This is a genomic window from Leisingera sp. ABM4_103, from assembly GCF_056158685.1.
The window spans coordinates 1-23,883 of record NZ_JBSWTU010000007.1; the positions used below are offsets into that span (position 1 = coordinate 1).

The 23,883-nt window shown below is 56.4% G+C and carries 20 protein-coding genes and 5 pseudogenes; 14 read left to right on the top strand and 11 right to left on the bottom strand.

Annotation, left to right across the window (positions count from 1 at the left end):
• Positions 1–251, bottom strand: a pseudogene (locus tag ACXAED_RS22310) (IS66 family transposase); the annotation flags it as partial.
• 69 nt (positions 252–320) lie between these two features.
• On the opposite strand from ACXAED_RS22310, the gene ACXAED_RS22315 reads away from it, so the two are divergent.
• On the top strand, positions 321–1,343 hold the full coding sequence (locus ACXAED_RS22315; RefSeq protein WP_475053735.1) for an IS110 family RNA-guided transposase: 1,023 nt from the start codon (positions 321–323) through the stop codon (positions 1,341–1,343).
• Between the two features lie 279 nt (positions 1,344–1,622).
• Here ACXAED_RS22315 and tnpC read toward each other — a convergent pair.
• From tnpC to ACXAED_RS22335, 4 genes and pseudogenes are all read right to left on the bottom strand, one after another.
• Positions 1,623–2,633, bottom strand: a pseudogene (tnpC, locus tag ACXAED_RS22320) (IS66 family transposase); the annotation flags it as partial.
• A 54-nt stretch (positions 2,634–2,687) separates the two neighbouring features.
• Positions 2,688–3,041: an IS66 family insertion sequence element accessory protein TnpB gene (gene tnpB, locus ACXAED_RS22325; protein WP_222506893.1), complete on the bottom strand. Its 354-nt coding sequence runs from the start codon at positions 3,039–3,041 to the stop codon at positions 2,688–2,690.
• Complete coding sequence (tnpA, locus tag ACXAED_RS22330; RefSeq protein ID WP_475053737.1) at positions 3,035–3,445, bottom strand: IS66-like element accessory protein TnpA; 411 nt, start codon at positions 3,443–3,445, stop codon at positions 3,035–3,037. The genes tnpB and tnpA overlap by 7 nt, the downstream gene beginning before the upstream one ends.
• A 271-nt stretch (positions 3,446–3,716) precedes the next feature.
• Positions 3,717–4,391 carry an SDR family NAD(P)-dependent oxidoreductase gene (locus ACXAED_RS22335; protein WP_475053740.1) on the bottom strand — a complete coding sequence of 225 codons (675 nt, stop codon included), beginning with the start codon at positions 4,389–4,391 and terminating at the stop codon, positions 3,717–3,719.
• 195 nt (positions 4,392–4,586) lie between these two features.
• On the opposite strand from ACXAED_RS22335, the gene ACXAED_RS22340 reads away from it, so the two are divergent.
• The 3 genes from ACXAED_RS22340 to ACXAED_RS22350 all read left to right on the top strand — a co-directional run bounded on the left by ACXAED_RS22340 (position 4,587) and on the right by ACXAED_RS22350 (position 6,870).
• Positions 4,587–4,721, top strand: coding sequence for a hypothetical protein (locus tag ACXAED_RS22340; RefSeq protein ID WP_475053741.1), 135 nt, complete (start codon positions 4,587–4,589; stop codon positions 4,719–4,721).
• 748 nt (positions 4,722–5,469) lie between these two features.
• Positions 5,470–6,375: a bestrophin family protein gene (locus tag ACXAED_RS22345; protein ID WP_475053744.1), complete on the top strand. Its 906-nt coding sequence runs from the start codon at positions 5,470–5,472 to the stop codon at positions 6,373–6,375.
• A 72-nt stretch (positions 6,376–6,447) separates the two neighbouring features.
• Positions 6,448–6,870, top strand: coding sequence for a hypothetical protein (locus tag ACXAED_RS22350; RefSeq protein WP_475054083.1), 423 nt, complete (start codon positions 6,448–6,450; stop codon positions 6,868–6,870).
• A 179-nt stretch (positions 6,871–7,049) separates the two neighbouring features.
• On the opposite strand, the gene ACXAED_RS22355 is transcribed toward ACXAED_RS22350, so the two are convergent.
• On the bottom strand, positions 7,050–8,471 hold the full coding sequence (locus ACXAED_RS22355; RefSeq protein ID WP_074743528.1) for an IS1380 family transposase: 1,422 nt from the start codon (positions 8,469–8,471) through the stop codon (positions 7,050–7,052).
• Between the two features lie 104 nt (positions 8,472–8,575).
• Between ACXAED_RS22355 and ACXAED_RS22360 the strand changes: the two are divergent.
• The 8 genes and pseudogenes from ACXAED_RS22360 to ACXAED_RS22395 all read left to right on the top strand — a co-directional run.
• Positions 8,576–9,661: pseudogene (locus tag ACXAED_RS22360) on the top strand (alcohol dehydrogenase catalytic domain-containing protein); the annotation flags it as partial.
• 737 nt (positions 9,662–10,398) lie between these two features.
• Positions 10,399–11,508, top strand: coding sequence for an S-(hydroxymethyl)glutathione dehydrogenase/class III alcohol dehydrogenase (locus ACXAED_RS22365; RefSeq protein WP_096790530.1), 1,110 nt, complete (start codon positions 10,399–10,401; stop codon positions 11,506–11,508).
• A gap of 51 nt (positions 11,509–11,559) precedes the next feature.
• Complete coding sequence (locus ACXAED_RS22370; protein WP_475053746.1) at positions 11,560–11,958, top strand: VOC family protein; 399 nt, start codon at positions 11,560–11,562, stop codon at positions 11,956–11,958.
• A gap of 153 nt (positions 11,959–12,111) precedes the next feature.
• Positions 12,112–12,939 (top strand): S-formylglutathione hydrolase, encoded by an 828-nt coding sequence (gene fghA, locus ACXAED_RS22375; RefSeq protein WP_475053749.1) that lies wholly within the window; start codon positions 12,112–12,114, stop codon positions 12,937–12,939.
• Positions 12,940–12,960: 21 nt separating this feature from the next.
• The gene (locus tag ACXAED_RS22380) at positions 12,961–14,310 is read left to right on the top strand and encodes an NAD(P)/FAD-dependent oxidoreductase (RefSeq protein ID WP_475053751.1); all 1,350 of its coding nucleotides are present in this window, start codon (positions 12,961–12,963) and stop codon (positions 14,308–14,310) included.
• Positions 14,311–14,370: 60 nt separating this feature from the next.
• Complete coding sequence (locus ACXAED_RS22385) at positions 14,371–15,783, top strand: cytochrome ubiquinol oxidase subunit I (protein ID WP_475053754.1); 1,413 nt, start codon at positions 14,371–14,373, stop codon at positions 15,781–15,783.
• A 3-nt stretch (positions 15,784–15,786) separates the two neighbouring features.
• Positions 15,787–16,791 carry a cytochrome d ubiquinol oxidase subunit II gene (cydB, locus tag ACXAED_RS22390; RefSeq protein WP_475053756.1) on the top strand — a complete coding sequence of 335 codons (1,005 nt, stop codon included), beginning with the start codon at positions 15,787–15,789 and terminating at the stop codon, positions 16,789–16,791.
• A 755-nt stretch (positions 16,792–17,546) separates the two neighbouring features.
• Positions 17,547–17,678, top strand: a complete 132-nt coding sequence (locus ACXAED_RS22395; protein WP_102906836.1) for a DUF2474 family protein — start codon at positions 17,547–17,549, stop codon at positions 17,676–17,678.
• Between the two features lie 377 nt (positions 17,679–18,055).
• Here ACXAED_RS22395 and ACXAED_RS22400 read toward each other — a convergent pair whose 3' ends face one another.
• The 3 genes and pseudogenes from ACXAED_RS22400 to ACXAED_RS22410 form a co-directional block, all read right to left on the bottom strand.
• On the bottom strand, positions 18,056–18,886 hold the full coding sequence (locus ACXAED_RS22400) for an adenylate/guanylate cyclase domain-containing protein (protein ID WP_475053757.1): 831 nt from the start codon (positions 18,884–18,886) through the stop codon (positions 18,056–18,058).
• 496 nt (positions 18,887–19,382) lie between these two features.
• Positions 19,383–20,804: an IS1380 family transposase gene (locus tag ACXAED_RS22405; RefSeq protein ID WP_074743528.1), complete on the bottom strand. Its 1,422-nt coding sequence runs from the start codon at positions 20,802–20,804 to the stop codon at positions 19,383–19,385.
• 274 nt (positions 20,805–21,078) lie between these two features.
• A pseudogene (locus tag ACXAED_RS22410) lies at positions 21,079–21,334 on the bottom strand (integrase core domain-containing protein); the annotation flags it as partial.
• Between the two features lie 34 nt (positions 21,335–21,368).
• Between ACXAED_RS22410 and ACXAED_RS22415 the strand changes: the two are divergent.
• Positions 21,369–21,929, top strand: coding sequence for an IS110 family RNA-guided transposase (locus ACXAED_RS22415; RefSeq protein WP_475053758.1), 561 nt, complete (start codon positions 21,369–21,371; stop codon positions 21,927–21,929).
• 243 nt (positions 21,930–22,172) lie between these two features.
• On the opposite strand, the pseudogene ACXAED_RS22420 reads toward ACXAED_RS22415, so the two are convergent.
• Positions 22,173–22,429: pseudogene (locus ACXAED_RS22420) on the bottom strand (transposase); the annotation flags it as partial.
• A 311-nt stretch (positions 22,430–22,740) separates the two neighbouring features.
• Between ACXAED_RS22420 and ACXAED_RS22425 the strand changes: the two are divergent.
• Positions 22,741–23,031 carry a metal/formaldehyde-sensitive transcriptional repressor gene (locus ACXAED_RS22425; RefSeq protein ID WP_096790533.1) on the top strand — a complete coding sequence of 97 codons (291 nt, stop codon included), beginning with the start codon at positions 22,741–22,743 and terminating at the stop codon, positions 23,029–23,031.
• Positions 23,032–23,534: 503 nt separating this feature from the next.
• Here the strand turns inward: ACXAED_RS22425 and ACXAED_RS22430 are convergent.
• Complete coding sequence (locus tag ACXAED_RS22430; RefSeq protein ID WP_475054071.1) at positions 23,535–23,678, bottom strand: hypothetical protein; 144 nt, start codon at positions 23,676–23,678, stop codon at positions 23,535–23,537.
• Positions 23,679–23,883 lie beyond the last annotated feature (205 nt).

The following is a 23,883-nucleotide window of genomic DNA, read 5'->3' on the forward strand; positions in this document are numbered from 1 at the left end:
GCCAGCTTCTCTCCGAGACGCGACTTTGAGGAGATCCGGCGGCGCTGGCTCTGCAGCCATTCTCCGAACTCGGCGACCAGCGGCGCGGTGCGGGCCTGCCGGGCCGACAGCCGCTGACCAGGACCCATGCCGCGGATCTCACCCTCGATGCGGTAGAGCTCCGCAATCCGGCGCAGCCCCTCGGCAGCGATCTCCGAGCCGTCGCGGTCGAAGACCTCCTTCAGCTTCCTGCGGGCATGATGGCATGGATGCCCCCTCTCGCCCAACCGGCAACCGTTGGTGCAGGTTGAGAGGACTGATTGCGAGAGAGGAGATTGAAGATGACTGAACCAATCGCCCTTGTCGGGCTGGATATCGCCAAGTCCATTTTCCAGGTTCACGCGGCCGACCGGAAAGGCAAGCCGGTCTTGCGTCGCAGGCTCAAGCGCGACGAAGTCGAGCCGTTCTTCAAAGAACTGCCCTGTTGTCAGATCGGCCTGGAAGCCTGTCCGGGCAGTCACTACTGGGCTCGGACACTTCGGCGCCACGGTCATGAGGTAAGATTGTTGCCCGCGCAATATGTCCGGCCCTATGTGAAGACGAACAAGAACGATGCGGCGGATGCAGAGGCCATTTGCGAGGCAATGACCAGGCCCACGATGCGCTTCGTTCCGATCAAGGAGGAAGACCAACAGGAGATTCTGGTGCTGCACCGGGTTCGCGAGATGCTCATGCGCCAGCGGACCCAGCTGATCAACGGGATCCGCGGTCATCTCACGGAGTTCGGTATTGTCGGACCGCAGCGGGCGCACCGGGTGCAGCTCCTGGTCGATGTCATTCGTGATGAGAACGACGGCCGCTTGCCGGGGGCTGCGCGGCAAGCATTACTCTATTTGGTGGAGCAACTCGAGCAGGTTGCTAAGAAGCTCGAGGCGATCGACAAGGAGCTCGTCCTTCTTGCCGGTGAGAACGAGACCTGCCGCAGGCTCATGACAATCCCGGGCGTAGGGGTTGTCATTGCGACGGCAATGGTTGCCGCGACGCGAGACCCATCTGACTTCAAGTCGGGCCGACATTTTGCTGCCTGGCTCGGTCTGGTTCCCCGGCAGCATTCGACCGGCGGTGTAGAGCGCATGGGCGGGATCAGCAAACGTGGCAACGGGTATTTGCGCCGCCTGCTGATCCACGGCAGCCGGTCGATCATGCGTTGGCGCAGCAAGACCTGGGTTTGGCTCGCCAAACTACGAGCCAGGCGCCCTGCCAATGTCGCGACGGTCGCCGTTGCCAACAAGACGGCCCGCGTGATCTGGGCGATGATGAAGTTTGGCGGTGTCTACGGCACTCCGATGCGCCAAGCGGCTTGATGATGAGACAAGACGAGGATTGCTGACGGCTGTCGGCAAGCCACCGCAGATGCGAGGGACTTTCTGAACGAGATGGCACGACCGGGCGGACCGGGGTCGGCTGAACCCGCTGGGCGCATCGAGCTCCGAGCTCGCGCTGCGTGATTGGGACCCGACTCGCGGATTAACCATCAAGGCCGGCGGTGCGGGGCGCATCGCCATGACAGGCCGGATAGATGACCGCAGTCGCGGTGCGTGACTGAGAACAGAAAAACCTTGCAAGAGCGGGGGCATCCATAGATGCGCCCAGCAATGCGCGACGGTGACCGGCGCGCCGCCTTTCCGCGAGGGGCGCGTCAGCCGGTTATAGCCGGTATAGCCGTCCAGCTGCAGGATGCCATCGAAGCCCTGCAGGATCTGTTCCGCGTTCTGCCCGGCGCGGCCCGGGGCATAGGTGAAGACAACGCCGGGCGGGTCATCGCCGCCCCATCCGCGGTCGTCCCGGGCCAGGGCCCAGAGATACCCGGTCTTTGTCCGGCCCCGGCCCGGGTCCAGAACCGGTGCCGTGGTCTCATCCATGAAGAGCTTGCCCGATCCCTTCAGGTGCTCGGCGAGCCGGTCGACTACGGGACCGAGGTGGAAGGCGGCCATCCCCACCCAATCAGCGAGCGTGCTGCGGTGCAGGTCGATCCCGGACCGGGCCAGGATCTGGCTCTGGCGGTATAACGGCAGGTGATCCGAGAACTTGCTGACCAGCACATGCGCGATGGCGCCCTCGGTCGGCAGACCGCCCTCGATCAGGTGCGCGGGGGCTGGTGCCTGGGTGACGCCCTCGGCGCAGGCGCGGCAGGCATACTTGGGCCGGACAGTGACGATGACGCGGAGCTGCGCGGGAATAATATCCAGCCGCTCGGTGCGATCCTCGCCGATCCGGTGCATCTCACCGCACCCGCATGGGCAGTCCAGGCTGGCCGGTTCGATCACCTTCTCGATCCGCGGCAGGTCCTTGGGCAGATTGCCCCGGTTGCGGCGGGCTGGCTTGCGCGGCGCCGGACCGGTGGATGTCTGCGTGTTTTGCTGCGTCTCGACCTCGGCCACCGCGGTCTCGAGATCCTCGAAGGCCAGCTGCCGCTCGTCCTCGCTCAGCTTCTCCGACCTTTTGCCATGCACGACCTGGTTCAGCTCGGCAACGAGGTGCTCCAGGCGTTTATTGGCCTCCCGAAGCGCATCCCGCTCGCGCAGCACTGCCAGAACAGCGTCACGCTGGTCTTCGGGAATGGCAGAAAGGTCGATGGGCGGGGTGCGGGACATGTCCGGAGCATACCCTGGTCTGCCTCTCTGGACGCAGGCTTTCGGCTGCCCGAGTCACTCTGCCACAGCCGGGCGGCGCGCCTCCAGGGACCGCACCCGCCGCCAGTCCAGACCGGCAAACAGCGCTTCGAATTGGGCACGGTTCAGCGTCATCGCCCCGTCGCGGATGGCAGGCCAAGTGAAGCTGTTTTCCTCCAGCCGCTTGTAAGCCATCACAAGTCCGCTGCCGTCCCAGAACAGGATCTTCATCCTGTCCGCCCGTTTGGCGCGGAACACAAAGACCGTGCCGGTGAAAGGATCTTCGGCCAGCACTGACTGCACGAGCGCTGCCAGGCCGTCATGGCCTTTGCGGAAATCCACGGGCTTTGTCGCCACCAGTATCCGGACGCCCTGTGAGGGCATCAGCATGGCGTGGCCCCGAGCGCATACACAATCTCGGCGATCCGCGCTGCGGGCGTGCCTGGCGCCAGCTCGATCCTGACTTCGCCCGAGACGATCCGGATCACCTCATCGGATGCCGCAATGTCCGGCTCCGGCTGCACCTCCGGAGCTTCGCAGATCACCAGCGGGGCGAAGACCGGTTCGTCCAGCTCCGCCGCTGGCAATACCAGCTTCCCCTGCTTCGCCAGCCGGCGCCAGGCCGACAGCTGGTTCGCTAAGACCCCATACCGCGCGGCCACGCCATTCACCGTCGCACCGGGCTCAAGCGTATCCGCCACAGCTCGGGCCTTGGCTTCATCCGGCCAGCGCCGGTGACCCGACGCGTAGATCTCGACGCCCAACGATTTGAGAAACGAATTTGTAGCGCACATTGCGAAACGCACTCCCCACTGTGAGATGAGCAAGATCTCGCAGCACCGGACAGGCGCTACAACGTGGGGCGCAAACGACGGTTACTCAGCAGGAGCAGTGAATAGCTTAAATTACGCCAGATCCTGTCCAAACATTGGGGAGTAGCTCACATCCACACCATCAGTGTCCAAATTTCAGGGGGTAGCTCAGTCTGGTTGATTAGCAGAGAATTGGGGGGGTAAGTTGTGAAGTCAAACTGTCGCGCCTCAAGAAAATTGAGGCGCGTAGCTGCTACTCTGCATAGATCATTTTCTTTGTCATGCCACCGTCGACAACTAGAGTTTCACCCGTAACAAATCCAGCGGAGGCCAAATAGATCACGGCTTCGGCAATATCTGCGGGTCGACCTACGCGCCCAACAGGATGCTGCGCGTTGTCCACATTCCGCAGATCTGTTTCACCTGTAATCCAACCAGGGGCAATCGTATTGATGCGAATCTTCGGTCCGAGTTGAACTGCGAGCGCCTGTGCCAGAGCAAGCATCCCCCCCTTTGCTGCGGCATAAGAGAAGTCAATGCCTTCTGACATCAGAGCGCGTGTTGACGCCATCATGATGATGGATCCGCCTTCACGCAACAGAGGTTGTGCCGCGCGCGACATCATAAAGGCGCCAGTCAAGTGGCTACCTATTGTGCTATTCCATTGATCAAGCGTGGCCTCACCAAGTTGCGAAAAAGTCTCGAATACAAGCCCACCATTGTTGACGAGAAGGTCAAGGTGATCCCAGTTGAGTTCATTAAACGCTTCTTTGACAGATTCTTCATTTGATAGATCGCAATAGATTTGCACCCCAAGGCCATCTTTTTTCAGGTCGAATGAAGCAACCTCCCATCCATCACGCAGCAAATGTGCACAAATTTCCCGACCAATCAATCCAGATCCACCAGTAACGATTGCACGTTTCATTAGATTCCCTTTCTTCTGTTAGGGGTAAATTTTATTCAGCTTGCACCATCCACGACAGGACGTTGAACATCATGACTTGTGAGCGATTAAATGTTTGAAAGTTATCCAGATTAAATTGGTGTGGTGGATGCCCCCACCCGACGGCATCGAGTGTGCCATAACGGTTTCGTAGGAAACAATGTGAGGGAGGCATCCATGTCAGAGATTAGCATATTGGGAGTTGATCTTGCCAAGGGCAGTTTCCAGGTTTGCGGTGTCCGAACTGACGGCGCGATCATGTTCAACAAGTCGATATCGCGGCTGCGGCTTTATCAGCTGCTGGCAAAGTAGCTGCCCTGCGTGGTGGCGATGGCGGCTTGTGCCACATCGCATCATTGAGGCCGGGTCGCTCAGTCCCATGGCCATGAAGCGCGTTTTATTCCGGCAGCCTACGTGAAGCTGTTCGTGAAGTAGTGGAGAGGTGGTCATTACGTTACTAGGAATAACCCGCTCTGCCAAGCCCCGCACGCGCCAGCCCTTTGAACACCCATTGCGACAGCGGACCGGCTTCCAACCCAATCCGTCCTAAATGTACCCCGATGCTACTCAAGGCTGGAGGGAGGTCCTCGGGGTGGCTCGCAATCTTCATTTCTGAGCAGACTTGGCCGTCACCGACGAAAGCCAAATGACGGTTTCTCTTACTGATACACCCAATCCGGCATAATGCTTCATGCTGCGTCTCCTTCCCTGATGCTTGTTGCTGCTTCACACTGGCCACGTTTTATCATCAGCTCGAGACGCAGCACCTACCGAAGACCGAGGCTGGAAGTGGGGCGCAAGCCGAATACACCATCTAGCCCTCGGGAGGAGAGGGAAAATATCCATTCCAAGGTGACGCGGTTGCTGAGACCACTTCGCTACAGTCACAATAGGTCACGCTAGACTGATATACTGCATTAGATTATGCTGTGTATGTGGCCGGGCCGTGGTTGAGCTGAGTTCCAATCAGAATCCAGAGTTCTGCTCTGGATAATATGGTTTCTTTTTGAGCTCGCACCTCAACGTGTCATTGGAGCAAAGAGCAGTAGTGGCGCTATAGATGATAGTTAGAGAGATCCCTAGTACATTCCAATTGTTTTTTGTAATGCAAGGCTCTGTGGTGCCTAAAATAATCTGGAAGGTCGTCGGCGTAGCGGCTTTATCTTTCATTGTGATATCTGTTGATAAGTACGTGTTTCGACTGCCTGGACTATCTATTTCAGCTATGGGCGTATTTGGCTTGGCAATTTCCTTGTTTTTAGGATTTAGAAATAACGCAGCTTATGAAAGGTGGTGGGAGGCTAGGAAACTATGGGGGGGTATGATAGCAGACATTAGAACGCTTGGGCGACTTCTTTGTATTTTTGCTAATGATGAAAGCACTCGCGAGAAAATCCTATCTTGCGCCGTCGCATTTGTGCACCTCCATCGTGGAAATCTGCGTGGAATAAATGTCAATGATAGTGTTTCTGGTTGGGTTGGAAAGGAGAAGGCTGCCGCAATGGCGGCATTCAAGAGTCCTGCCGATGCAGCCTTAAGGTCCATGGCGGATCAAATAAAGACAGCAATTAGTAAAGGTGAAATAAGTGATGTCGGGCAGTTGCGAATTTCGGAAATTGTTTCGTCGCTTGGCTTGCATCAGGCGAGCTGCGAACGTATTGCAACGGCGCCGCTTCCATATGTTTATTCACTCCTTGTGAGGAGGACGACTTATATTTACTGCTGGCTACTTCCCTTTGGCCTGATCGATTCCACAGATTGGTTTGCGCCGCTGATCACTTCTGTGGTTGCATATGTCTTTTTTGGATTGCTCGAGATTACGCACGAACTAGAGCTTCCGTTCAAAGATGTGCAAAATGGATTGCCACTTGATGCTATGTGCCGAACAATAGAAATTTCAGTTCTAGAAGCTTTAGGCAAACCTACACCAGACAACTTGTCACCCATTAACTACGTCCTGAAATAATGGGATGAACTGCTTTCCCGCAGAGACCACGGCTATTGTCGTGAGGATCAGCGGAGAGGAAGGATCATTCTGATGGAGGTCGCAGTTCTGGGCATTGATGTCCATCTGATGCTCCTCTCTCCACCTATGCCCGCCACGGTAGTAGCGGTTGGTGGGAAGGCAGTTCATCCCCTTAGCTCATCGCTCAAATATTTCTCATACTGGGGAGGGGTGGATCTTGAAGTTGACAGATGGGGTGGTGATCAGTCACCCTCATTTGAGGGTTCGGTCGCGAACCTTGTGTTCCGTGCCGATTCCCTTAGCCAATTCCTGGTCAAAGGAGGGAGCACCATGTCTGGAAACAGAAGCGTAGTTTATCACGGTACCCGCGATTTAAGAGTTGAGACCGTCCCGTACCCCAAGTTGGAGCACGACGGTCGAAAGCTCGAGCACGCTGTGATCCTGAACCCGCATTATTCGCCGAGCCGGCTCGGCGGCGCGCTGGAGGCGGGTTGAAGCCGTTCTTGCCGGCTTCTGGGCACCAGCTTATTGCCGATGAGAGCTACGCATCCCGGTTTGGTTGAGAGAGTGGACGAGACGACATCCTTTGGATGATTTCACCCTTTGGATCGGCCACGACTTCTGGCCGCCCCTGGGCGTTCATTCTGTCGGCGGCATCTGCAACTTGCTCGCGATTATGGGTCGGCCCCGCGTAGCATCTGGATCTGCGGCCAGATGGCGGCCCAGTAGGGCGCGGCCGTTGCGGCAAGTATCAAGGTCATGCGCCGGGCTGAAATGATGAGACGAGCGCCGGCGCGCAGCACGCGTTCCCGCAGGCGGCGCAGGCTCCAAGGGGCTTTCGTGGCGCGCGCCATGGCCCGGCGCGCCACGTGCATGATCTGGTAGGCGAGCATGGCGACGAGCAACCGGACTTCGTTGCAGGCGAAGGCATCGATGGGGGGCGTGACCGATTTCGGCTTCTTGCCGCGCAGATGGGTCTTGGCGCGATTGGTGGAGGACAGCGCTGGAGACAGCACGTCCATCAGCTCGCCCATGTGGCCTTCTGCTTTGCCGCGCTGGCGATAATGGTCCAGCAGGGCCTGCCCCTTCATCTGGAAGCGCGAGATCGAGGTGACGAGGAAGAAGCGGTCGAGTAGCAGATCGCCCTCGCGCTCCTTGACCACCAGCACCACACGGCGGGGCTCGTCCCAGCCCTGCGCCTGGTATTCCAGCTCATGCGTCCAAAGCCGCGGTTCCGTCGGCCGTCGTCCCGGCGGTCGCTTCATGTGCGGCGCCGCGAGCCTGTCGAGGGCTGCGTTCGCCCGCAGGCGGGCGACGTGGTGGATGCCGCGCCCCTCCAGGCCCGACAGGAGCGCGCCAGAGGGGAAGCCTGCATCGATGCGCACGGTCGTGATCTTGCACAGGCTGGCCTCGGCCCGATCGACGACGTCGAGAATGACGTCCAGCGCACCGTCGGCAGTGCCGACATTTCCGGGGCGTAAACGCGCGTCGAGCATGTCGCCGGTCTCGGCGATGGAGGTGACCAGCGGGTGATAGACCCGGGTCCGGTAGTGCCCGTTCCACTCGGCCTTCGGTTGATGGCCATGCACCTCGATGGGCAGACTGTCGACGTCCAGCGTCATGCGAGTGCGCCGCTGCCCGCCATTCTCGGCGCGCAGGTTCCGACCGGCGAGTTCGAGGGCAGCCTCCCGCAGAACCTTCAGGTTGCCTGGCTCCGCCAGCATCGCTGTGCAACGCGAAAGCGTGGGCTGAGAGGCCAGCCCAGGGTGCCCAGTCAGCGGCGTCAGCCCGGCCGACGAGGCGGCCGCCACACGCATCGCTGGATCATGCCGCAAGGCATCCGCATCGTCGTGGTCCTGCCAACCCTGAGCGACCAGGAGCACCATGGTCCGCAAGAGCGACGGCAGGTCATGCACGACATCGGCTTGGCGGCGGCTGTCCTTCATCCGCGCCGCCATCCAGCCGATAATCCCGGTCGCGTCGAGAGCTTCTCGCAGCAGTACTGCGCCAGGATCGCCCGTCAGGCGCTCGGCGCGAGTTTCGATCGAAAGAGAGCGGTTGAATCCGGCCGTGACCGGCCGTAGCGTTTCACCCATGCGTGCGTCCGAAGCTGCTGGCGGATTTTGGTGTAGCAACTTGATTCTACGGCGCTTTCAGGCGCACGCAACCTGCCCCCATCGATTTGGATGAATAAACCGGGCTGAAGGTGGTCTCTACTAATATCTGTGGCTCAGACCAGCATATCTATCGAGGCCGGTTTGTGGTTCCTCAAGGGCATGTCCTTGGTCATGAAATTACTGGTGAGGTGGTTGAGAAAGGATCCGATGTTGAGATGATCAACGTTGGAGATCTGGTCTCTGTTCCTTTCAATGTTGCTTGTGGGCGCTGTCGCAACTGTAAGGAGGCTCGTTCTGACGTTTGTGAAAATGATCTTGTCAATCCTGATGCAGATCTTGGCGCTTTTGGCTTTGACCTGAAAGGGTGGTCAGGCGGCCAAGCCGAATACGTCTTGGTTCCATATGCTGACTACATGCTGATGAAATTTCGCGACAAGGCTCAGGCAATGGAGAAGATCCGGGACTTGACATTGATCTCGGACATTCTTCCAACCGGCTTTCATGGTTGCGTTTCGGCTGGTGTCAAGCCAGGAAGCCATGTTTACATTGCGGGCGCCGGGCCAGTGGGCAGATGTGCTGCGGCAGGCGCTCGATTGCTAGGTGCAGCCTGTGTGATCGTCGGCGATCAAAATCCGGAGCGCCTCAAGCTTCTATCCGATGCTGGCTTTGAAACTATCGACCTGAGAAATACAGCTCCGCTGCGGGATCAAATCGAACAGATCCTAGGGAGTCCCGAGGTTGATTGCGGCGTCGATGCAGTTGGGTTCGAGGCTCATGGTCTTGGTGATGAGGCCGATACAGAGCTTCCTCATGGGGCGTTGAACAGCCTATTCGACGTTGTTCGTGCGGGCGGTGCGATCGGTGTTCCGGGGATTTACGTTGGCAGCGATCCTGATCCTGTCGATGCGGATGCCGGAGCTGGTCGTCTTCGTCTCGACTGGGGAAAGATGTGGACCAAGTCCATCCGGTTGATGACTGGCATGGCGCCAGTGACAAACTACAATCGCCACCTGACGGAAGCAATACTATGGGATCGGATGCCATATCTTTCCAAAGCGCTGAGCATCGAGGTCATTACTTTGGATCAGGCGCCTGACGGCTACGCGAAGTTTGATCAAGGGTCCCCGTCGAAATTTGTGATTGACCCTCACGGTTTACTGGCCTCCTGAGGCCATCAAGATACGTCTTGGCGGAAATGTGACTTGCGGCCGGAAGAGCTGTTCTCGGGCCGCAAGTAGTTGATGATTCCAGGGGCTAAGTGGATTGATGAAGGTCTGAATCAAGTTTGGAGCCAAAGCTTTGGACGAAGACGACACACTTCTTGCGCATTCGGCGCGGAGTGCTGTGACGTTGGGATCATTGACTTACGCGATGTTGTGCCTTGGTTGGGGAGATTGGATTCCTCAGGCCATTTGCAGAAAGCGATCCTGATTGGCAAAGACTGCCAATAGATTTCGACTTGATTAAGTTCCGCGACGGCTTTGATGCGTCGATCTATTGATCGATGCAGGTTGGAAGAGTCCGCTTTGCCTTTTTGGTCATCGTTGAGTTGCGCATGACTTTTGATGGGAGGCTCGCTCCGTGGGGGATGCTCATACGCGAGTACCCAACATAGAGGCCAGGTTGTTCTTCCGGGATGAGGCCTCAGCTCCCGTGACGGTGTCTTTCGACATCATTTTGAAAAACAACAAAAATATTGAGCCTATTCTTTCGGGGTTCATGAGGTGTTGGCGTCGGGCGCTATAAAAAGGAGATGTCACTTGCATACTATAGGGGAGTATGCTATCTAATCGTTCAAGGAGTGAGAGACGCTTCAATCCCCGCTGATGACATCAGCCCGGAAAGCGCACTTCAGCATGTTCGCATGCTCCCAAAGGTTCCGTTTCAACCAACAAGGAATACGAAAATGAAGTCACGTGCCGCCGTAGCCTTTGAAGCAGGTAAACCGCTTGAAATCGTAGAAATCGATGTCGCGCCTCCCCGGAAGGGCGAGGTCCTCATTAAAGTTTCCCACACCGGTGTTTGCCACACTGATGCGTTCACTTTGTCCGGCAATGATCCGGAGGGGATTTTCCCTGTGGTTCTGGGCCATGAGGGCGCTGGTGTCGTAGTCGAGGTGGGTGAAGGAGTCACGAGCGTCAAGCCAGGCGACCACGTCATCCCGCTCTATACCGCTGAATGCGGTGAGTGTGAGTTCTGCAAGTCCGGTAAGACCAATCTCTGCGTCGCGGTACGCGCGACCCAAGGTAAGGGCTTGATGCCTGACGGAACCACCCGCTTCTCGTATAATGGTCAGCCCCTCTTTCACTATATGGGTTGCTCGACATTCTCTGAGTACACGGTTGTGGCAGAGGTTTCCCTTGCCAAGATCAACCCCGAAGCCAACCATGAGCATGTATGTCTGCTCGGGTGCGGCGTGACCACCGGTATCGGCGCTGTTCACAATACCGCCAAAGTGCAGCCGGGCGACTCCGTTGCCGTCTTTGGTCTCGGAGGTATCGGCCTTGCCGCCATTCAGGGGGCGCGCCAGGCGAAAGCTGGGCGCATTATCGCAATCGATACCAACCCGGACAAGTTCGAGTTGGCACGTCAGTTCGGGGCCACCGAATGCATCAACCCGAAAGACTACGAAAAGCCGATTCAAGAAGTCCTCATTGAAATGACGGGTTGGGGTATTGACCATACCTTCGAGTGTATCGGCAACGTCCACGTCATGCGGGCTGCCTTGGAGGCGGCTCACCGCGGCTGGGGTCAATCGATCGTCATTGGGGTCGCTGGCGCTGGCCAGGAAATCTCGACGCGGCCATTCCAGTTGGTCACCGGCCGTGTGTGGAAGGGCTCTGCTTTCGGGGGGGTCAAAGGACGGAGTCAGCTGCCGGGCATGGTCGAAGACGCCATGAAAGGTGAAATCGACCTGGCACCCTTTGTCACCCACACCATGGGCATCGAAGACATCAACGAAGCCTTCGATCTGATGCACCAAGGCAAATCGATCCGCACGGTGATCCGCTACTAATCAGCGGGTTGCAATCTTTACTATCAACACCAAACATCAAGGAAGTTCTCTATGGCTAATCCCGTAATCTCTGGTGACGGCATCTTCTCGCACGTCTTTCTCGGCGCCGCCGACATGGAAAAGTCGGTCGCCTTCTACGACGCGGCACTGGGTGCGCTAGGTATCAGCAACCTCGGTCCTTTCGGTAACGGATGGAACTTGTATGGTCGCGACAAGCCGGCCTTCCTCATCGCGCGACCGGGCAACGGCGATGAGCCCTCCAGCAACGGCGCTACCGTAGGTTTTGCTGCGGCCTCTCCGGCCGAAGTGGATGCGTTCCACGCTGCAGGCCTGAAGGCTGGGGGCACCGATGAAGGTAAGCCCGGTCCCCGGGATCACCTGCCGGGCGCCTATGCAGCATACCTGCGTGATCCGGCGGGCAACAAGATCTGCGCGTACGCTTTCGTTTGAAGAACGGAAGATCACAGCGATACCTGCTGACCAATGAGTAATTGTCGCCGACGCTGAAAGAAGCGTCGGCGACGCTCCCCCCCTGAAGTCAAACCACAGGGCATCTAATGAGATGCCACTCCTTCCTGTGGTCGTCAGAGCAAGGAAACCAACATGGAACGTGTCGAACATCACGCCAGCTTCGGCGGTTGGCAGGACGTCTATCAACATGACTCGATTAGCCTGGGGTGTTCGATGAGGTTCGGCGTCTACCTACCGCCACAAGTTGAAGACGGCAAAGCGCCGGTGCTGTACTGGCTATCCGGTCTAACCTGCACCGAACAGAATTTTATTACCAAGGCCTCCGCGCAGCGGTTCGCGGCCGAGCATGGTATTATCCTTGTCGCTCCAGACACCAGCCCGAGAGGCGAAGGTGTCGCTGACGATGAAGCGTATGATCTGGGGCAGGGTGCTGGCTTTTACCTGAATGCATCGCAGGCGCCGTGGAGTTCGCACTTCAAAATGTACGATTACGTGGTTGATGAATTGCCCGCGCTAATCGAAAGCTCCCTCCCTGCGACTGATCGGAGATCTATCTCTGGTCACTCGATGGGTGGGCACGGTGCATTGACGATAGCGCTGAAGAACCCCGGTCGCTACAAAAGCGTTTCTGCGTTTTCCCCCATCGTTGCTCCAACTCAAGTGCCATGGGGCAAGAAGGCCTTTGCAGCCTATCTTGGCAACGACCCCGAGGCCTGGAAACAGTACGATACGGTCGAACTGATAAAAACCGCGCAGGAGCGCCTCCCCATCTTGGTAGATCAAGGTGGAGACGATGAGTTCCTGGCCGTTCAACTCCGCCCCAACCTGCTCAAGGCTGCTTGTGATGAGGTTGGCCATCCGCTGACTCTTAATCAGCGGGCGGGCTACGACCACAGCTACTACTTTATCGAGAGTTTTATAGGCGACCATCTCGCCCACCATGCTGAAGCATTGTCTTGAGCAAAAACCGGAGTAGAGAACATGCGACAGGACACAAGCAACGATAGCCAGCTGGGACCGTCGGGTGGTCATTCCACAGAGGCTAAGTCGGATTACTCCAACGCGCGTCCACGCGTTGTGGTGGTCGGCGCAGGATTTGGTGGCCTTGAAGTTGTGCAGAGCCTAGCCAAGAAGGGGGCAGATGTGACGATCATTGATCGGCGCAATCATCACCTGTTCCAGCCCTTGTTGTACCAGGTGGCAAGCGCTTCGCTTTCGACTTCGGAAATTGCCTGGCCTATTCGCGCTTTGTTCAGCAAACGCAAGGACGTACGAACGCTCCTTGCCGAAGTGGACGGGGTCGATGCCCAGACGCAGAGCGTCTTGCTCACTGATGGAACGACCATACCCTACGATATCCTCGTACTGGCCACCGGAGCTCGGCATTCCTACTTTGGCAATGATGCTTGGGAGCCCTACGCGCCCGGGCTGAAGTCCCTTGAGGATGCAGTGACGATACGTCGACGCGTATTGCTCGCATTCGAGAAGGCCGAGCGTGAGCCAGACCCCGCTCGCCGGGCTGCCTTGCAAACCTTTGTCGTGATCGGCGGTGGCCCGACAGGGGTTGAGCTGGCCGGTACAATCGCGGAACTCGCCCACTTGACCTTGAAGCAAGACTTCCGGTCTATCGATCCGGATGCGACCAAGGTTATATTGATTGAGGCTGGTCCACGTCTCTTGCCTGTCTTTACGGAGAAGCTCTCAGATTACACTCGTAAAGCTCTCAAGAAACTTGGCGTTGAGATCCGACTCGGGAAACCCGTGACAGAATGTTCTTCAGAGGGAGTTACGGTCGACGGCAAGCACCTCCCAGCTGAAACAATACTCTGGGCCGCAGGCGTTCAGGCATCGCCAGCAGCTCGATGGCTAAATACCGAAGCTGATCGTGCAGGACGTGCTATTGTCGGCCCCGACCTCACAATCCCGGACAATCCGAACATCTTTGTGATCGGAGACACTGCAGCGGCAACAGGTGAAGATGGGAAAACCGTGCCGGGATTGGCACCAGCTGCCAAACAGCAAGGCCAATACGTTGCCGATCTAATCAGCCGGCGCATAAAGCAGAAAAAGCCACCCGCGCCGTTCCGTTATCGCCACCAAGGCAACCTCGCCACCATCGGTCGACGCCTAGCGGTTGTCGACATGGGGCGTCTCAAGTTGCGCGGGACATTCGCTTGGTGGATGTGGAAGTTGATCCATATTTACTTTCTTATTGGCGTACAGAACAGGCTCAGCGTAGCCTTAAGTTGGACATGGACGCATAGCATCGGCTACCGAAGCTCCCGTCTCATAACTTACGCCGACCAGAAGGCAGACACAGATATCAAATAATAGAAGCGGCCTCTTGCTTCCATTCTAAAATCATCGAACTCTTGCGAAAGCGGGGACGAAATGTCTAGCTACTTTGACCCATTGCTGTTGGCGCGTGCTCAGTTTGCCTTCACGGTTTCATTCCATTTCATATTTCCGTCATTCTCTATCGGGTTAGCGAGCTATCTCGCGGTTTTGGAAGCGCTGTGGCTAAAAACGGGACGTGGCGTCTACGCCAACCTTTTCCGTTACTGGCTGAAGGTATTCGCTGTAGTTTTTGGCATGGGAGTTGTTTCCGGTATTGTCATGTCATATCAATTCGGAACTAACTGGTCCGAGTTTTCACGTAGGGCAGGTCCGATCGTGGGGCCATTGATGGCCTACGAGGTGATGACGGCATTCTTTCTTGAGGCAGGCTTTCTTGGCGTCATGTTGTTTGGCGCTAACAAGGTTGGGAAAGGTTTGCACTTCTTTGCCACATGCATGGTCGCAGTAGGTACCTTGATTTCTGCAACGTGGATTATTTCTGTTAACAGCTGGATGCACACTCCTGTTGGATACGCAATAAATGACCAGGGGCAGTTCATCCCCTCAGGTTCGTGGTGGGAAATTGTGTTTAATCCTAGTTTCCCATACCGCTTGGTGCATACTGTCCTCGCCTCATATCTGACAACGGCTTTCATTGTTGGTGCGGTCGGCGCATGGCATTTGCTGCGGGATAGGTCGAATTTAGGCTCCCAAATAATGTTCTCGATGGCGATGTGGATGGCCGTCCTTGTTACACCTCTGCAAATTATGGTTGGTGACCAGCACGGGTTGAACACTCTGGAACACCAGCCAATAAAAGTGTTGGCAATGGAAGGGCACTATCACCCTAGCCCAGAAGGAGCTCCCTTAATCTTATTTGGGCTTCCGGATTCTGAAAATGCTCGCATTCGGCATGAGGTGTCCATTCCGTACCTCGGGTCATTGATTCTCAAACATGATCCTTTTGCTCCACTTCCAGGTTTGACGGAATACCCTCGAGAGGATTGGCCTCCAGTCGGAGTTGTCTTTTGGTCCTTTCGGATCATGGTGGGTATAGGACTTGCGATGTTGGGCGTGGGTGTTTGGAGTCTAATCGCTAGATATCGCGACCGTCTATTCGACCACGTATGGCTTCACCGAACAGTGGTTCTTATGGGCCCTTCAGGACTAGTCGCTGTGATTGCTGGTTGGGTGACAACGGAAGTCGGGCGTCAGCCGTTCACTATTTACGACTTGATGCGAACAGCGGAGTCCTCCTCGCCCCTTGACGCCCCCGCTTTAGCGGCATCTCTACTCGCCTTTGTGATTGTATATTTTTGTGTCTTCGGAGCCGGCGTGTACTATATTTTCCGACTCTGGGCAAACGTTCCTCAAAGGAAAGAAGAACTGCCATCCAATACTCCCCAGCGCTCGGCCGGCATTACGCCAGCAACTTCCATTAAAGCGAACCCTTCAAATAGGAGATAAGGCATGGAAAACATGGATTTAACCGTCATGTGGGCCTGCATTATTGGATTTGCGGTTTTCGCATATGTCGTTATGGACGGTTTCGATTTGGGGATTGGGATATTGTTTCCGAGTCTGAAAGTTGGCGCCGAGCGCGATCAAGCAATGAATTCTATTGCTCCTGTATGGGACGGGAACGAAACATGGTTGGTGCTTGGTGGGGGAGGGCTGATGGCAATGTTTCCTTTGGCCTTTTCGATCCTGTTGCCGGCAACCTATCCGCTTATGATTGCGATGCTTTTGGGTCTCGTTTTTCGAGGAGTTGCATTTGAGTTTCGTTGGCGAGACCCTCGGCATAGAGGGTTCTGGGATTTGGCTTTTACGACAGGTTCGTTGGTTGCAGCACTATGCCAGGGTATGACTCTAGGTGCGATCCTGCAGGGAGTGCGCGTAGAAGAGAATATGTATGCGGGAAACTGGTTGGATTGGCTGACACCCTTTAGCGTTCTGACAGGCGTATCGGTTGTGGTTGGATATAGCCTTCTAGGCGCAACTTGGCTGATCTGGAAAACCGAGGGGGAAGCTCAAGAGCACGCGAGGAAGATGGCTCTTTCTCTCGGGGTGGCAACGCTTGTGGCATTGGTTCTGGTAAGTATAGCTACGCCGTTTCTGAGCATTGAATATTGGCAGAAATGGTTCGCTCTACCCCACATGTTGTTTACCGCACCAGTTCCGATACTTGTTGCATTAAGCTCTGTGGTGTTCTTCCGTGGGATAAAGAGTGGATCAGACCGAATTCCATTTTTTATGGCTTTGCTATTGTTCTTCCTGGGTTTTGTGGGCCTGGGTATCAGTGTCTTGCCTCATTCAGTACCCCCGTCAGTTACGATTTGGGACGCTGCAGCACCGAGAGAAAGCCAAAAGTTCCTGTTGGTGGGTACTGTTTTCATTGTTCCAATCATACTAACCTATTCCGCTTGGGCATATTGGGTTTTCCGCGGAAAGGTCAGTGATGAAGGGTATCACTAGAGCGGATGATCGGGGTCACCAGTTGACTGGGGCGGTGGCCTCTCCAGAGGCATTCTCCGTACGAGGGTTGCGCCAGATTGGCTGGCGTAGTGTCAAAAGATTGGGTAGAGGCCAAATGCAGGATATCATATACACAGGCCTGGACCGCCACAAAGCCACCGTTTCGGCTGCGGGCGGAGAACGCGGCGACGAAGTCAACATTACCCACCGACCCAATCATTTTTTAAAGGCTCAGTAGAAGAACCCGACAGCTGCTTTTCTTCTTTGGAGCAGGCCCACGGATATGGTCTGCACTGGCAGATCACTGGGTTGGGGCGTGGCAATGAAGCTGTTGGGCAAGTCGGGGAGGATTGCCGGGGCAGCTTCTTGAGAGTTTCCCGCTGCGGCATAGCCTGGTCTATCCCGAGAGGAAGGGATGGACTAAAGTCTACTGGCGCTGGCTACCTGAACGCTAACCGGTTCATGAGCGTTGCAGATGCCCGCGATAAACCGGAGGATTGGCGTCGGCACTAAAATGAAGAAGGACCCCGCAGGGCAATCGGATGGAACGTTCTGATTACCATGCATTATCCCGATGGCGTTACCAGCTCATCATTGTGACAGAGCCAGAAAAAGCCAGCTCCTGGCGGTCCAAGGTTGGGTAGCGGAGCACCGCCAAAATATTGCCTGTACAATGTTATCTGTCTACCGAAGACACGCAATCGCAGGGAATGCAACCTCCTATTCGAGACTGTAAACATGACGGAGGAAGAGAAATGAAGAAAGTGTCAGCCACCTTATGGAAGCGACTGCGCTGGATGACGATTATATGGATATTAAGTGTTGTCGTGCTCGTCTTAGTGGCAGGTTTATTGCGGCTAATCCTCTCGGGAAACGTAGAAAGATAGGCAAGCTCATTGTGAGCCGCTTGTTCTCCTTCTAGAGCCGCTTCAGCTCTTTCAACTCTGAGGTCCGCCCAAGGCGGCAAGACGTCCTTCGCGGGACGGTGGATGAAGTGAGCTCGCGATTTCCGCAGTGCCGGCGACGCCCATGCCGCCATGACGTTTCTCAGATCGAGCCGCTTTGTTCCTCTTATCCCATCATGGGAGGGCCCGTGTGCCGATCCCGAAGAGAAGCGAGACCCCGCGGAAGACAAAGATTACCGCCTCGGAACCTTCCTCGGTGACGCTTGACTTGAACCCGCCGAATAGAGAAGCGGAAATCAACAACCGGGTTCGTCGAAAGCTGGACACCTCTGAGAACCGAATATTCCTCTTGCTCAATATCAAAGCGAATAAACTTCGATAGCTTCGTCAAAGCCGCGCAAAAAATGAGAGCCAACATGGCTTAGCTCACATGACAAGTTGTCAGCGCATGTACTTGATATTGCAACAGTAATTTCAAGATCCTTGGCTAGATCAACTAGTCTGCTCGCACGATTTACAGTTCTCCCAATTGCTGTAAAATCAAGCCTCTCGATCCCGCCGACATTTCCATATGCTACTTCTCCTGCATCGAGGCCCATAACAAAAAATATCTTCTGCTGTCCCAAGTTTTCCCTCTGAACATTAAGGTTCGAAACTGTTGACAACGCCTCTCTACAGGTAAGTAGAGCAGATTGGCTTGCGTTTTCCAAACCCTCCTCCCCCACTGGAAACATCGCCAAGATTCCGTCACCAACAAATTTTAGAACCTCGCCACCATTATTAACTACGGCCGCAACCAAAAGCTCCAGCCATTGATTTAAATCTTCCAATACAGTAGATAGATTTTGGCTATTAGAGCGCTTTGTGAAATCTCGAAGATCAGCAAAAAAAATGACGGCATCAACAATTTCCGCAGCTCCTCTCTTAATTACCCCCTCGTAAACCTGTGCACCCGATCTGCGTCCTACATAAACTTCCAGGATATCCTTAGATATTCGACGCAACACGTGTCGTTCGATCCATGGGCTAATCAGAATTGTTGCAAGGTGAAGATCTATCAGCTGTTCATGACGAAATCCGTTAGTACGATGCGTAGCGTACGAGATGAACGCAGTTCGGCACCTGTCAAGAAACGGTAAAGGAACTATGTAGTAATCGGTAGCCCCGTCCTTTCTAAGTCTTTCCAGCATCGGGAGCTCACATTGCTTAGAAATCAGAGGATACCTGATAGGCTGGCCTGCTAGACTAACCTTGAGCGCGGGACTGTTCGTATAATCCACATTGGAACTAATCGGGCATTCAAGAGAAGTTGAGGTTGAGGATTGTGAATTCCATATATATTGCCATCCGGTGATATTTGGGTGCAATAATTCTAAACCTAGAGACGCTCTATCTACGGGTAGTTCTAGCTTCTCTAACTTGTTGCAATAGTGCTCAAATAGAGCCTTCAGCTTTAATCCCGCATTATTCGCCGAGCCGGCTCGGCGGCGCGCTGGAGGCGGGTTGAAGCCGTTCTTGCCGGCTTCTGGGCACCAGCTTATTGCCGATGAGAGCTACGCATCCCGGTTTGGTTGAGAGAGTGGACGAGACGACATCCTTTGGATGATTTCACCCTTTGGATCGGCCACGACTTCTGGCCGCCCCTGGGCGTTCATTCTGTCGGCGGCATCTGCAACTTGCTCGCGATTATGGGTCGGCCCCGCGTAGCATCTGGATCTGCGGCCAGATGGCGGCCCAGTAGGGCGCGGCCGTTGCGGCAAGTATCAAGGTCATGCGCCGGGCTGAAATGATGAGACGAGCGCCGGCGCGCAGCACGCGTTCCCGCAGGCGGCGCAGGCTCCAAGGGGCTTTCGTGGCGCGCGCCATGGCCCGGCGCGCCACGTGCATGATCTGGTAGGCGAGCATGGCGACGAGCAACCGGACTTCGTTGCAGGCGAAGGCATCGATGGGGGGCGTGACCGATTTCGGCTTCTTGCCGCGCAGATGGGTCTTGGCGCGATTGGTGGAGGACAGCGCTGGAGACAGCACGTCCATCAGCTCGCCCATGTGGCCTTCTGCTTTGCCGCGCTGGCGATAATGGTCCAGCAGGGCCTGCCCCTTCATCTGGAAGCGCGAGATCGAGGTGACGAGGAAGAAGCGGTCGAGTAGCAGATCGCCCTCGCGCTCCTTGACCACCAGCACCACACGGCGGGGCTCGTCCCAGCCCTGCGCCTGGTATTCCAGCTCATGCGTCCAAAGCCGCGGTTCCGTCGGCCGTCGTCCCGGCGGTCGCTTCATGTGCGGCGCCGCGAGCCTGTCGAGGGCTGCGTTCGCCCGCAGGCGGGCGACGTGGTGGATGCCGCGCCCCTCCAGGCCCGACAGGAGCGCGCCAGAGGGGAAGCCTGCATCGATGCGCACGGTCGTGATCTTGCACAGGCTGGCCTCGGCCCGATCGACGACGTCGAGAATGACGTCCAGCGCACCGTCGGCAGTGCCGACATTTCCGGGGCGTAAACGCGCGTCGAGCATGTCGCCGGTCTCGGCGATGGAGGTGACCAGCGGGTGATAGACCCGGGTCCGGTAGTGCCCGTTCCACTCGGCCTTCGGTTGATGGCCATGCACCTCGATGGGCAGACTGTCGACGTCCAGCGTCATGCGAGTGCGCCGCTGCCCGCCATTCTCGGCGCGCAGGTTCCGACCGGCGAGTTCGAGGGCAGCCTCCCGCAGAACCTTCAGGTTGCCTGGCTCCGCCAGCATCGCTGTGCAACGCGAAAGCGTGGGCTGAGAGGCCAGCCCAGGGTGCCCAGTCAGCGGCGTCAGCCCGGCCGACGAGGCGGCCGCCACACGCATCGCTGGATCATGCCGCAAGGCATCCGCATCGTCGTGGTCCTGCCAACCCTGAGCGACCAGGAGCACCATGGTCCGCAAGAGCGACGGCAGGTCATGCACGACATCGGCTTGGCGGCGGCTGTCCTTCATCCGCGCCGCCATCCAGCCGATAATCCCGGTCGCGTCGAGAGCTTCTCGCAGCAGTACTGCGCCAGGATCGCCCGTCAGGCGCTCGGCGCGAGTTTCGATCGAAAGAGAGCGGTTGAATCCGGCCGTGACCGGCCGTAGCGTTTCACCCATGCGTGCGTCCGAAGCTGCTGGCGGATTTTGGTGTAGCAACTTGATTCTACGGCGCTTTCAGGCGCACGCAACCTGCCCCCATCGATTTGGATGAATAAACCGGGTTAATGGCCGTTCTGAAACTTCAGCCAAGCAGACTGCTAGTTCTCGTATTTTACAGCTTTCTCGACTCGCGTTGTTCAATCGTCGTTTCCTCCACTCACCATTCGACTTGATAACAAGTTTCTCTGCGACCCAACCTTGGACCACCGTAAGCTGGAATTTCCGGGCTGTTTCACGATGACGGGCTGGTGACGCCATCGGGATAGTGCATGGCGATCGGTACGTTGCATCCGATCGCACTGTGAGGTCTGTCGTCGTTATAGTGTCTACGCCAATCCTCCAGCTTTTCGCGAGCGTCCGCAAGGCTCATGAACCAATGGGCGTTCCGGCATTCCGCTGCCCGTGGGTTTTGCGGGCCGTGAGAAGTCCAGCGTGACAAGGTTGGCGTAGCCCCAAAGATCCAGATAGCGAGAAATGAACTCGCTGCCGTAGCACGTCGGAAAGAAGCGCTGTATTAAGGCTATGGCCACGCGCGTAGCCCCCCAAATAGCGCAGCGTGTGGCCATAACCGGCCTCAGGTCTCAACAGTGGTTTTGCAGAACCACACTGCTGAGGAGACCGGCTATCTTCAGCGTGTCAGCCGAGATCAAGAACATCGCGGACAGTGATGAGACCGCGCGTCGGCTGATGACCATTCCGGGAGTCGGTCCTCTCGGAGCGACTGCCATCCTTGCATTCATTGGTGATCCTGCGCGTTTCAAGAAAGCACGAGACGTGGCCGCATGGCTGGGTCTTGTGCCGCGGCAGCATTCCACTGTGGGCAAGCAGACACTTCACGGCATTGCGAAGCGAGGGAGCCGCTATCTCCGAACGCTTCTAATCCACGGAGCGCGATCGGTCTTGATGCATCTCGACCGTACGAAAGACCGGCTTGGCCAGTGGGCAGACGAGCTTCGAGCCAGGATGCAGGTCAACAAGGTCACAGTAGCGCTGGCGGCCAAGTTGGCGAGGGTTGTCTGGGTCGTGCTGAGCACGCCTGGGGCAACATATGAACGGCGCGCACCCGAAGGGGTCTGTGCCTAAACTCATCCGGAACGCCCGGATCAGAATGCGAGGTTCGGAATGATGACGAAAATGATGATCGACCCGCTGTAAACCCGCTGCGAAAGCGGGCGTCGTGCCCGGACAAGCTAATTGGGAACAGTGCGTGCGGATCTCATCATGGCCTGGCTGGAAAGCCAGTCCACTCGCGAGAAGCCTGATACATTTATGCAATCCTGAACGTCATCAGGAAGAACCTTGCAAAGGCGGGGCGAACCATACATTTCGCCGAATGAAATCCTGAAGCATTTCCCGGTCCAGCGTCAGATCAGCTACGATCTTCTTCAGCTGGGTGTTCTCATCCTCCAGCGTTCTCAGCCGGCGCATCTCGTCCGGCAGAAGACCCCCATATTTTTCTTCCAGTTGAAGTACGTCGCCTGGCTGATCCCCGCCTTGCGGCAGATCTACGCGACCGGCGTGCCTTGCTCGCTCTGCTTCAGGACGAAGGCCTTCTGCGCCTCCGTGAACTTCGATGCTTTCATGTGATTCCGCTCCTCTCCCAGACAGGGAAGCTTAGCGGAAAACTCCAGCTTCATACGGTCCAGTTTTCTGTGGGCAGAGCATTCATCTCTCGAACTCACTTACGAGGTGACCTAGGCGCCGCACATATCCACTTATAGCTTGCGTAAGCCCTTCAATCCACTATGGTCTTTATGGTTCTGATGAGCGCGCAACTAAAAGTCAAGATGGCGTCAAGATAGCTCCACCTGAAGGGGTGCAACGAATCTTCAACCTAGCTTCTTGAAGCTCTACTATTGTATTGTATGTTGCCACTAGAATAAAGGATAGCTTGATGCTGCAGACTCCGGAAGAGAAGAAGCGTACGATCACACGCCTTCGACGCATTAAAGGTCAAGCAGAAGCCCTCGAAAGAGCGATTGACAGCGGGACTGGTTGTGCTGCCCTACTGCAACAGATTGTTGCCATGCGGGGCGCAGCAAACGGCCTGATGGCAGAGGTAATGCAAAGCCATCTGAAGGAAACCTTTAGCTTGGATGCCGCCGCAACGTCTTCTCGCACGCTGCGCAGCGTCGATGATGAAATTGCTGAGATAATGAAAATTCTTAAGACATACCTGAAGTGAAAATCTTTGTCGCTCCATGTCTGAGCTTCACGATGAACTAGGGGCCGACCGTCGGAAACGAGGCCGTTTCAGTCAAGCCATTTTGGCAGGCAAATTGGTCCGCCAAAGCGTCTTAACCAGCTCTATTCTTGCCCGTCCAGCATTCTGCGGCGGCTTTGGATTGAGGTCCTTCGGGTATATGCTTCGGTCCGTGGTCGGCGCGCTGGCTGCCAACATGATGCTGGTTCGATGCAATTTCGATGTGCCCATCTAATTGGCGTGTTTTCCGGAAGTCAGCGACAGTCCAGATTACGGCATCATCGGAACCACGTCCCTACGAGACCTCGAAGACCTGCGATCAAGCAGGCAGAGGGCAGAAGAACATTCAGTCAGGCCATGTTCGGAGGGGTATCCGGCTGGAATACTGAGCTATCGACCCAGATCAGATGGGGTATCACCGCAATATGGCGAGCCAGAGCAACCATCGCGTACTTGAAACCACAGCGTTGTGCGAGGTGGGCTCCCTAATTCCTCAGCCATGTCGATCTGCCCCGGTTCGTCATAACCGTTGCGGCCTGGCGCTGCGCCCGCCTCGGATAGGCATCTCCCGCTCTTATAATACCGCCTGGTACATCACGTTCGTCGGATTGGTTGCGCGCAGGCGTCAGACCGGCCTATGTACCAACTCTCTCTGAAGAGCATCGCGATGCGTTCTGCGCCAAGCATAAGTGTGAAGTGTTTGACGTCAGCTCGCGGTCTGCGTGCCTGCCGCGGCCGTCCGACCAGCCAACGGCACCGAACCTGACGTAATGGGATGAACTGCCTTCCCGCCGGGACCACGGCTATTGTCGTAGAGATCAGCGGAGAAGGAGG

What these genes read in the sequence shown, in the direction of transcription:
- ACXAED_RS22385 (WP_475053754.1), top strand. Translation starts at nt 14,371, where the DNA reads ATGTCTAGCTACTTTGACCCATTGCTGTTGGCGCGTGCTCAGTTTGCC.
- ACXAED_RS22345 (WP_475053744.1), top strand. Translation starts at nt 5,470, where the DNA reads ATGATAGTTAGAGAGATCCCTAGTACATTCCAATTGTTTTTTGTAATG.
- ACXAED_RS22335 (WP_475053740.1), bottom strand. Translation starts at nt 4,391, where the DNA reads ATGAAACGTGCAATCGTTACTGGTGGATCTGGATTGATTGGTCGGGAA.
- ACXAED_RS22350 (WP_475054083.1), top strand. Translation starts at nt 6,448, where the DNA reads ATGGAGGTCGCAGTTCTGGGCATTGATGTCCATCTGATGCTCCTCTCT.
- ACXAED_RS22340 (WP_475053741.1), top strand. Translation starts at nt 4,587, where the DNA reads ATGTCAGAGATTAGCATATTGGGAGTTGATCTTGCCAAGGGCAGTTTC.
- ACXAED_RS22370 (WP_475053746.1), top strand. Translation starts at nt 11,560, where the DNA reads ATGGCTAATCCCGTAATCTCTGGTGACGGCATCTTCTCGCACGTCTTT.
- ACXAED_RS22365 (WP_096790530.1), top strand. Translation starts at nt 10,399, where the DNA reads ATGAAGTCACGTGCCGCCGTAGCCTTTGAAGCAGGTAAACCGCTTGAA.
- ACXAED_RS22315 (WP_475053735.1), top strand. Translation starts at nt 321, where the DNA reads ATGACTGAACCAATCGCCCTTGTCGGGCTGGATATCGCCAAGTCCATT.
- ACXAED_RS22405 (WP_074743528.1), bottom strand. Translation starts at nt 20,804, where the DNA reads ATGGGTGAAACGCTACGGCCGGTCACGGCCGGATTCAACCGCTCTCTT.
- ACXAED_RS22395 (WP_102906836.1), top strand. Translation starts at nt 17,547, where the DNA reads ATGAAGAAAGTGTCAGCCACCTTATGGAAGCGACTGCGCTGGATGACG.
- ACXAED_RS22425 (WP_096790533.1), top strand. Translation starts at nt 22,741, where the DNA reads ATGCTGCAGACTCCGGAAGAGAAGAAGCGTACGATCACACGCCTTCGA.
- ACXAED_RS22380 (WP_475053751.1), top strand. Translation starts at nt 12,961, where the DNA reads ATGCGACAGGACACAAGCAACGATAGCCAGCTGGGACCGTCGGGTGGT.
- tnpB (WP_222506893.1), bottom strand. Translation starts at nt 3,041, where the DNA reads ATGCTGATGCCCTCACAGGGCGTCCGGATACTGGTGGCGACAAAGCCC.
- ACXAED_RS22415 (WP_475053758.1), top strand. Translation starts at nt 21,369, where the DNA reads ATGGCCACGCGCGTAGCCCCCCAAATAGCGCAGCGTGTGGCCATAACC.
- ACXAED_RS22355 (WP_074743528.1), bottom strand. Translation starts at nt 8,471, where the DNA reads ATGGGTGAAACGCTACGGCCGGTCACGGCCGGATTCAACCGCTCTCTT.
- ACXAED_RS22400 (WP_475053757.1), bottom strand. Translation starts at nt 18,886, where the DNA reads ATGCTGGAAAGACTTAGAAAGGACGGGGCTACCGATTACTACATAGTT.
- cydB (WP_475053756.1), top strand. Translation starts at nt 15,787, where the DNA reads ATGGAAAACATGGATTTAACCGTCATGTGGGCCTGCATTATTGGATTT.
- fghA (WP_475053749.1), top strand. Translation starts at nt 12,112, where the DNA reads ATGGAACGTGTCGAACATCACGCCAGCTTCGGCGGTTGGCAGGACGTC.
- tnpA (WP_475053737.1), bottom strand. Translation starts at nt 3,445, where the DNA reads ATGTGCGCTACAAATTCGTTTCTCAAATCGTTGGGCGTCGAGATCTAC.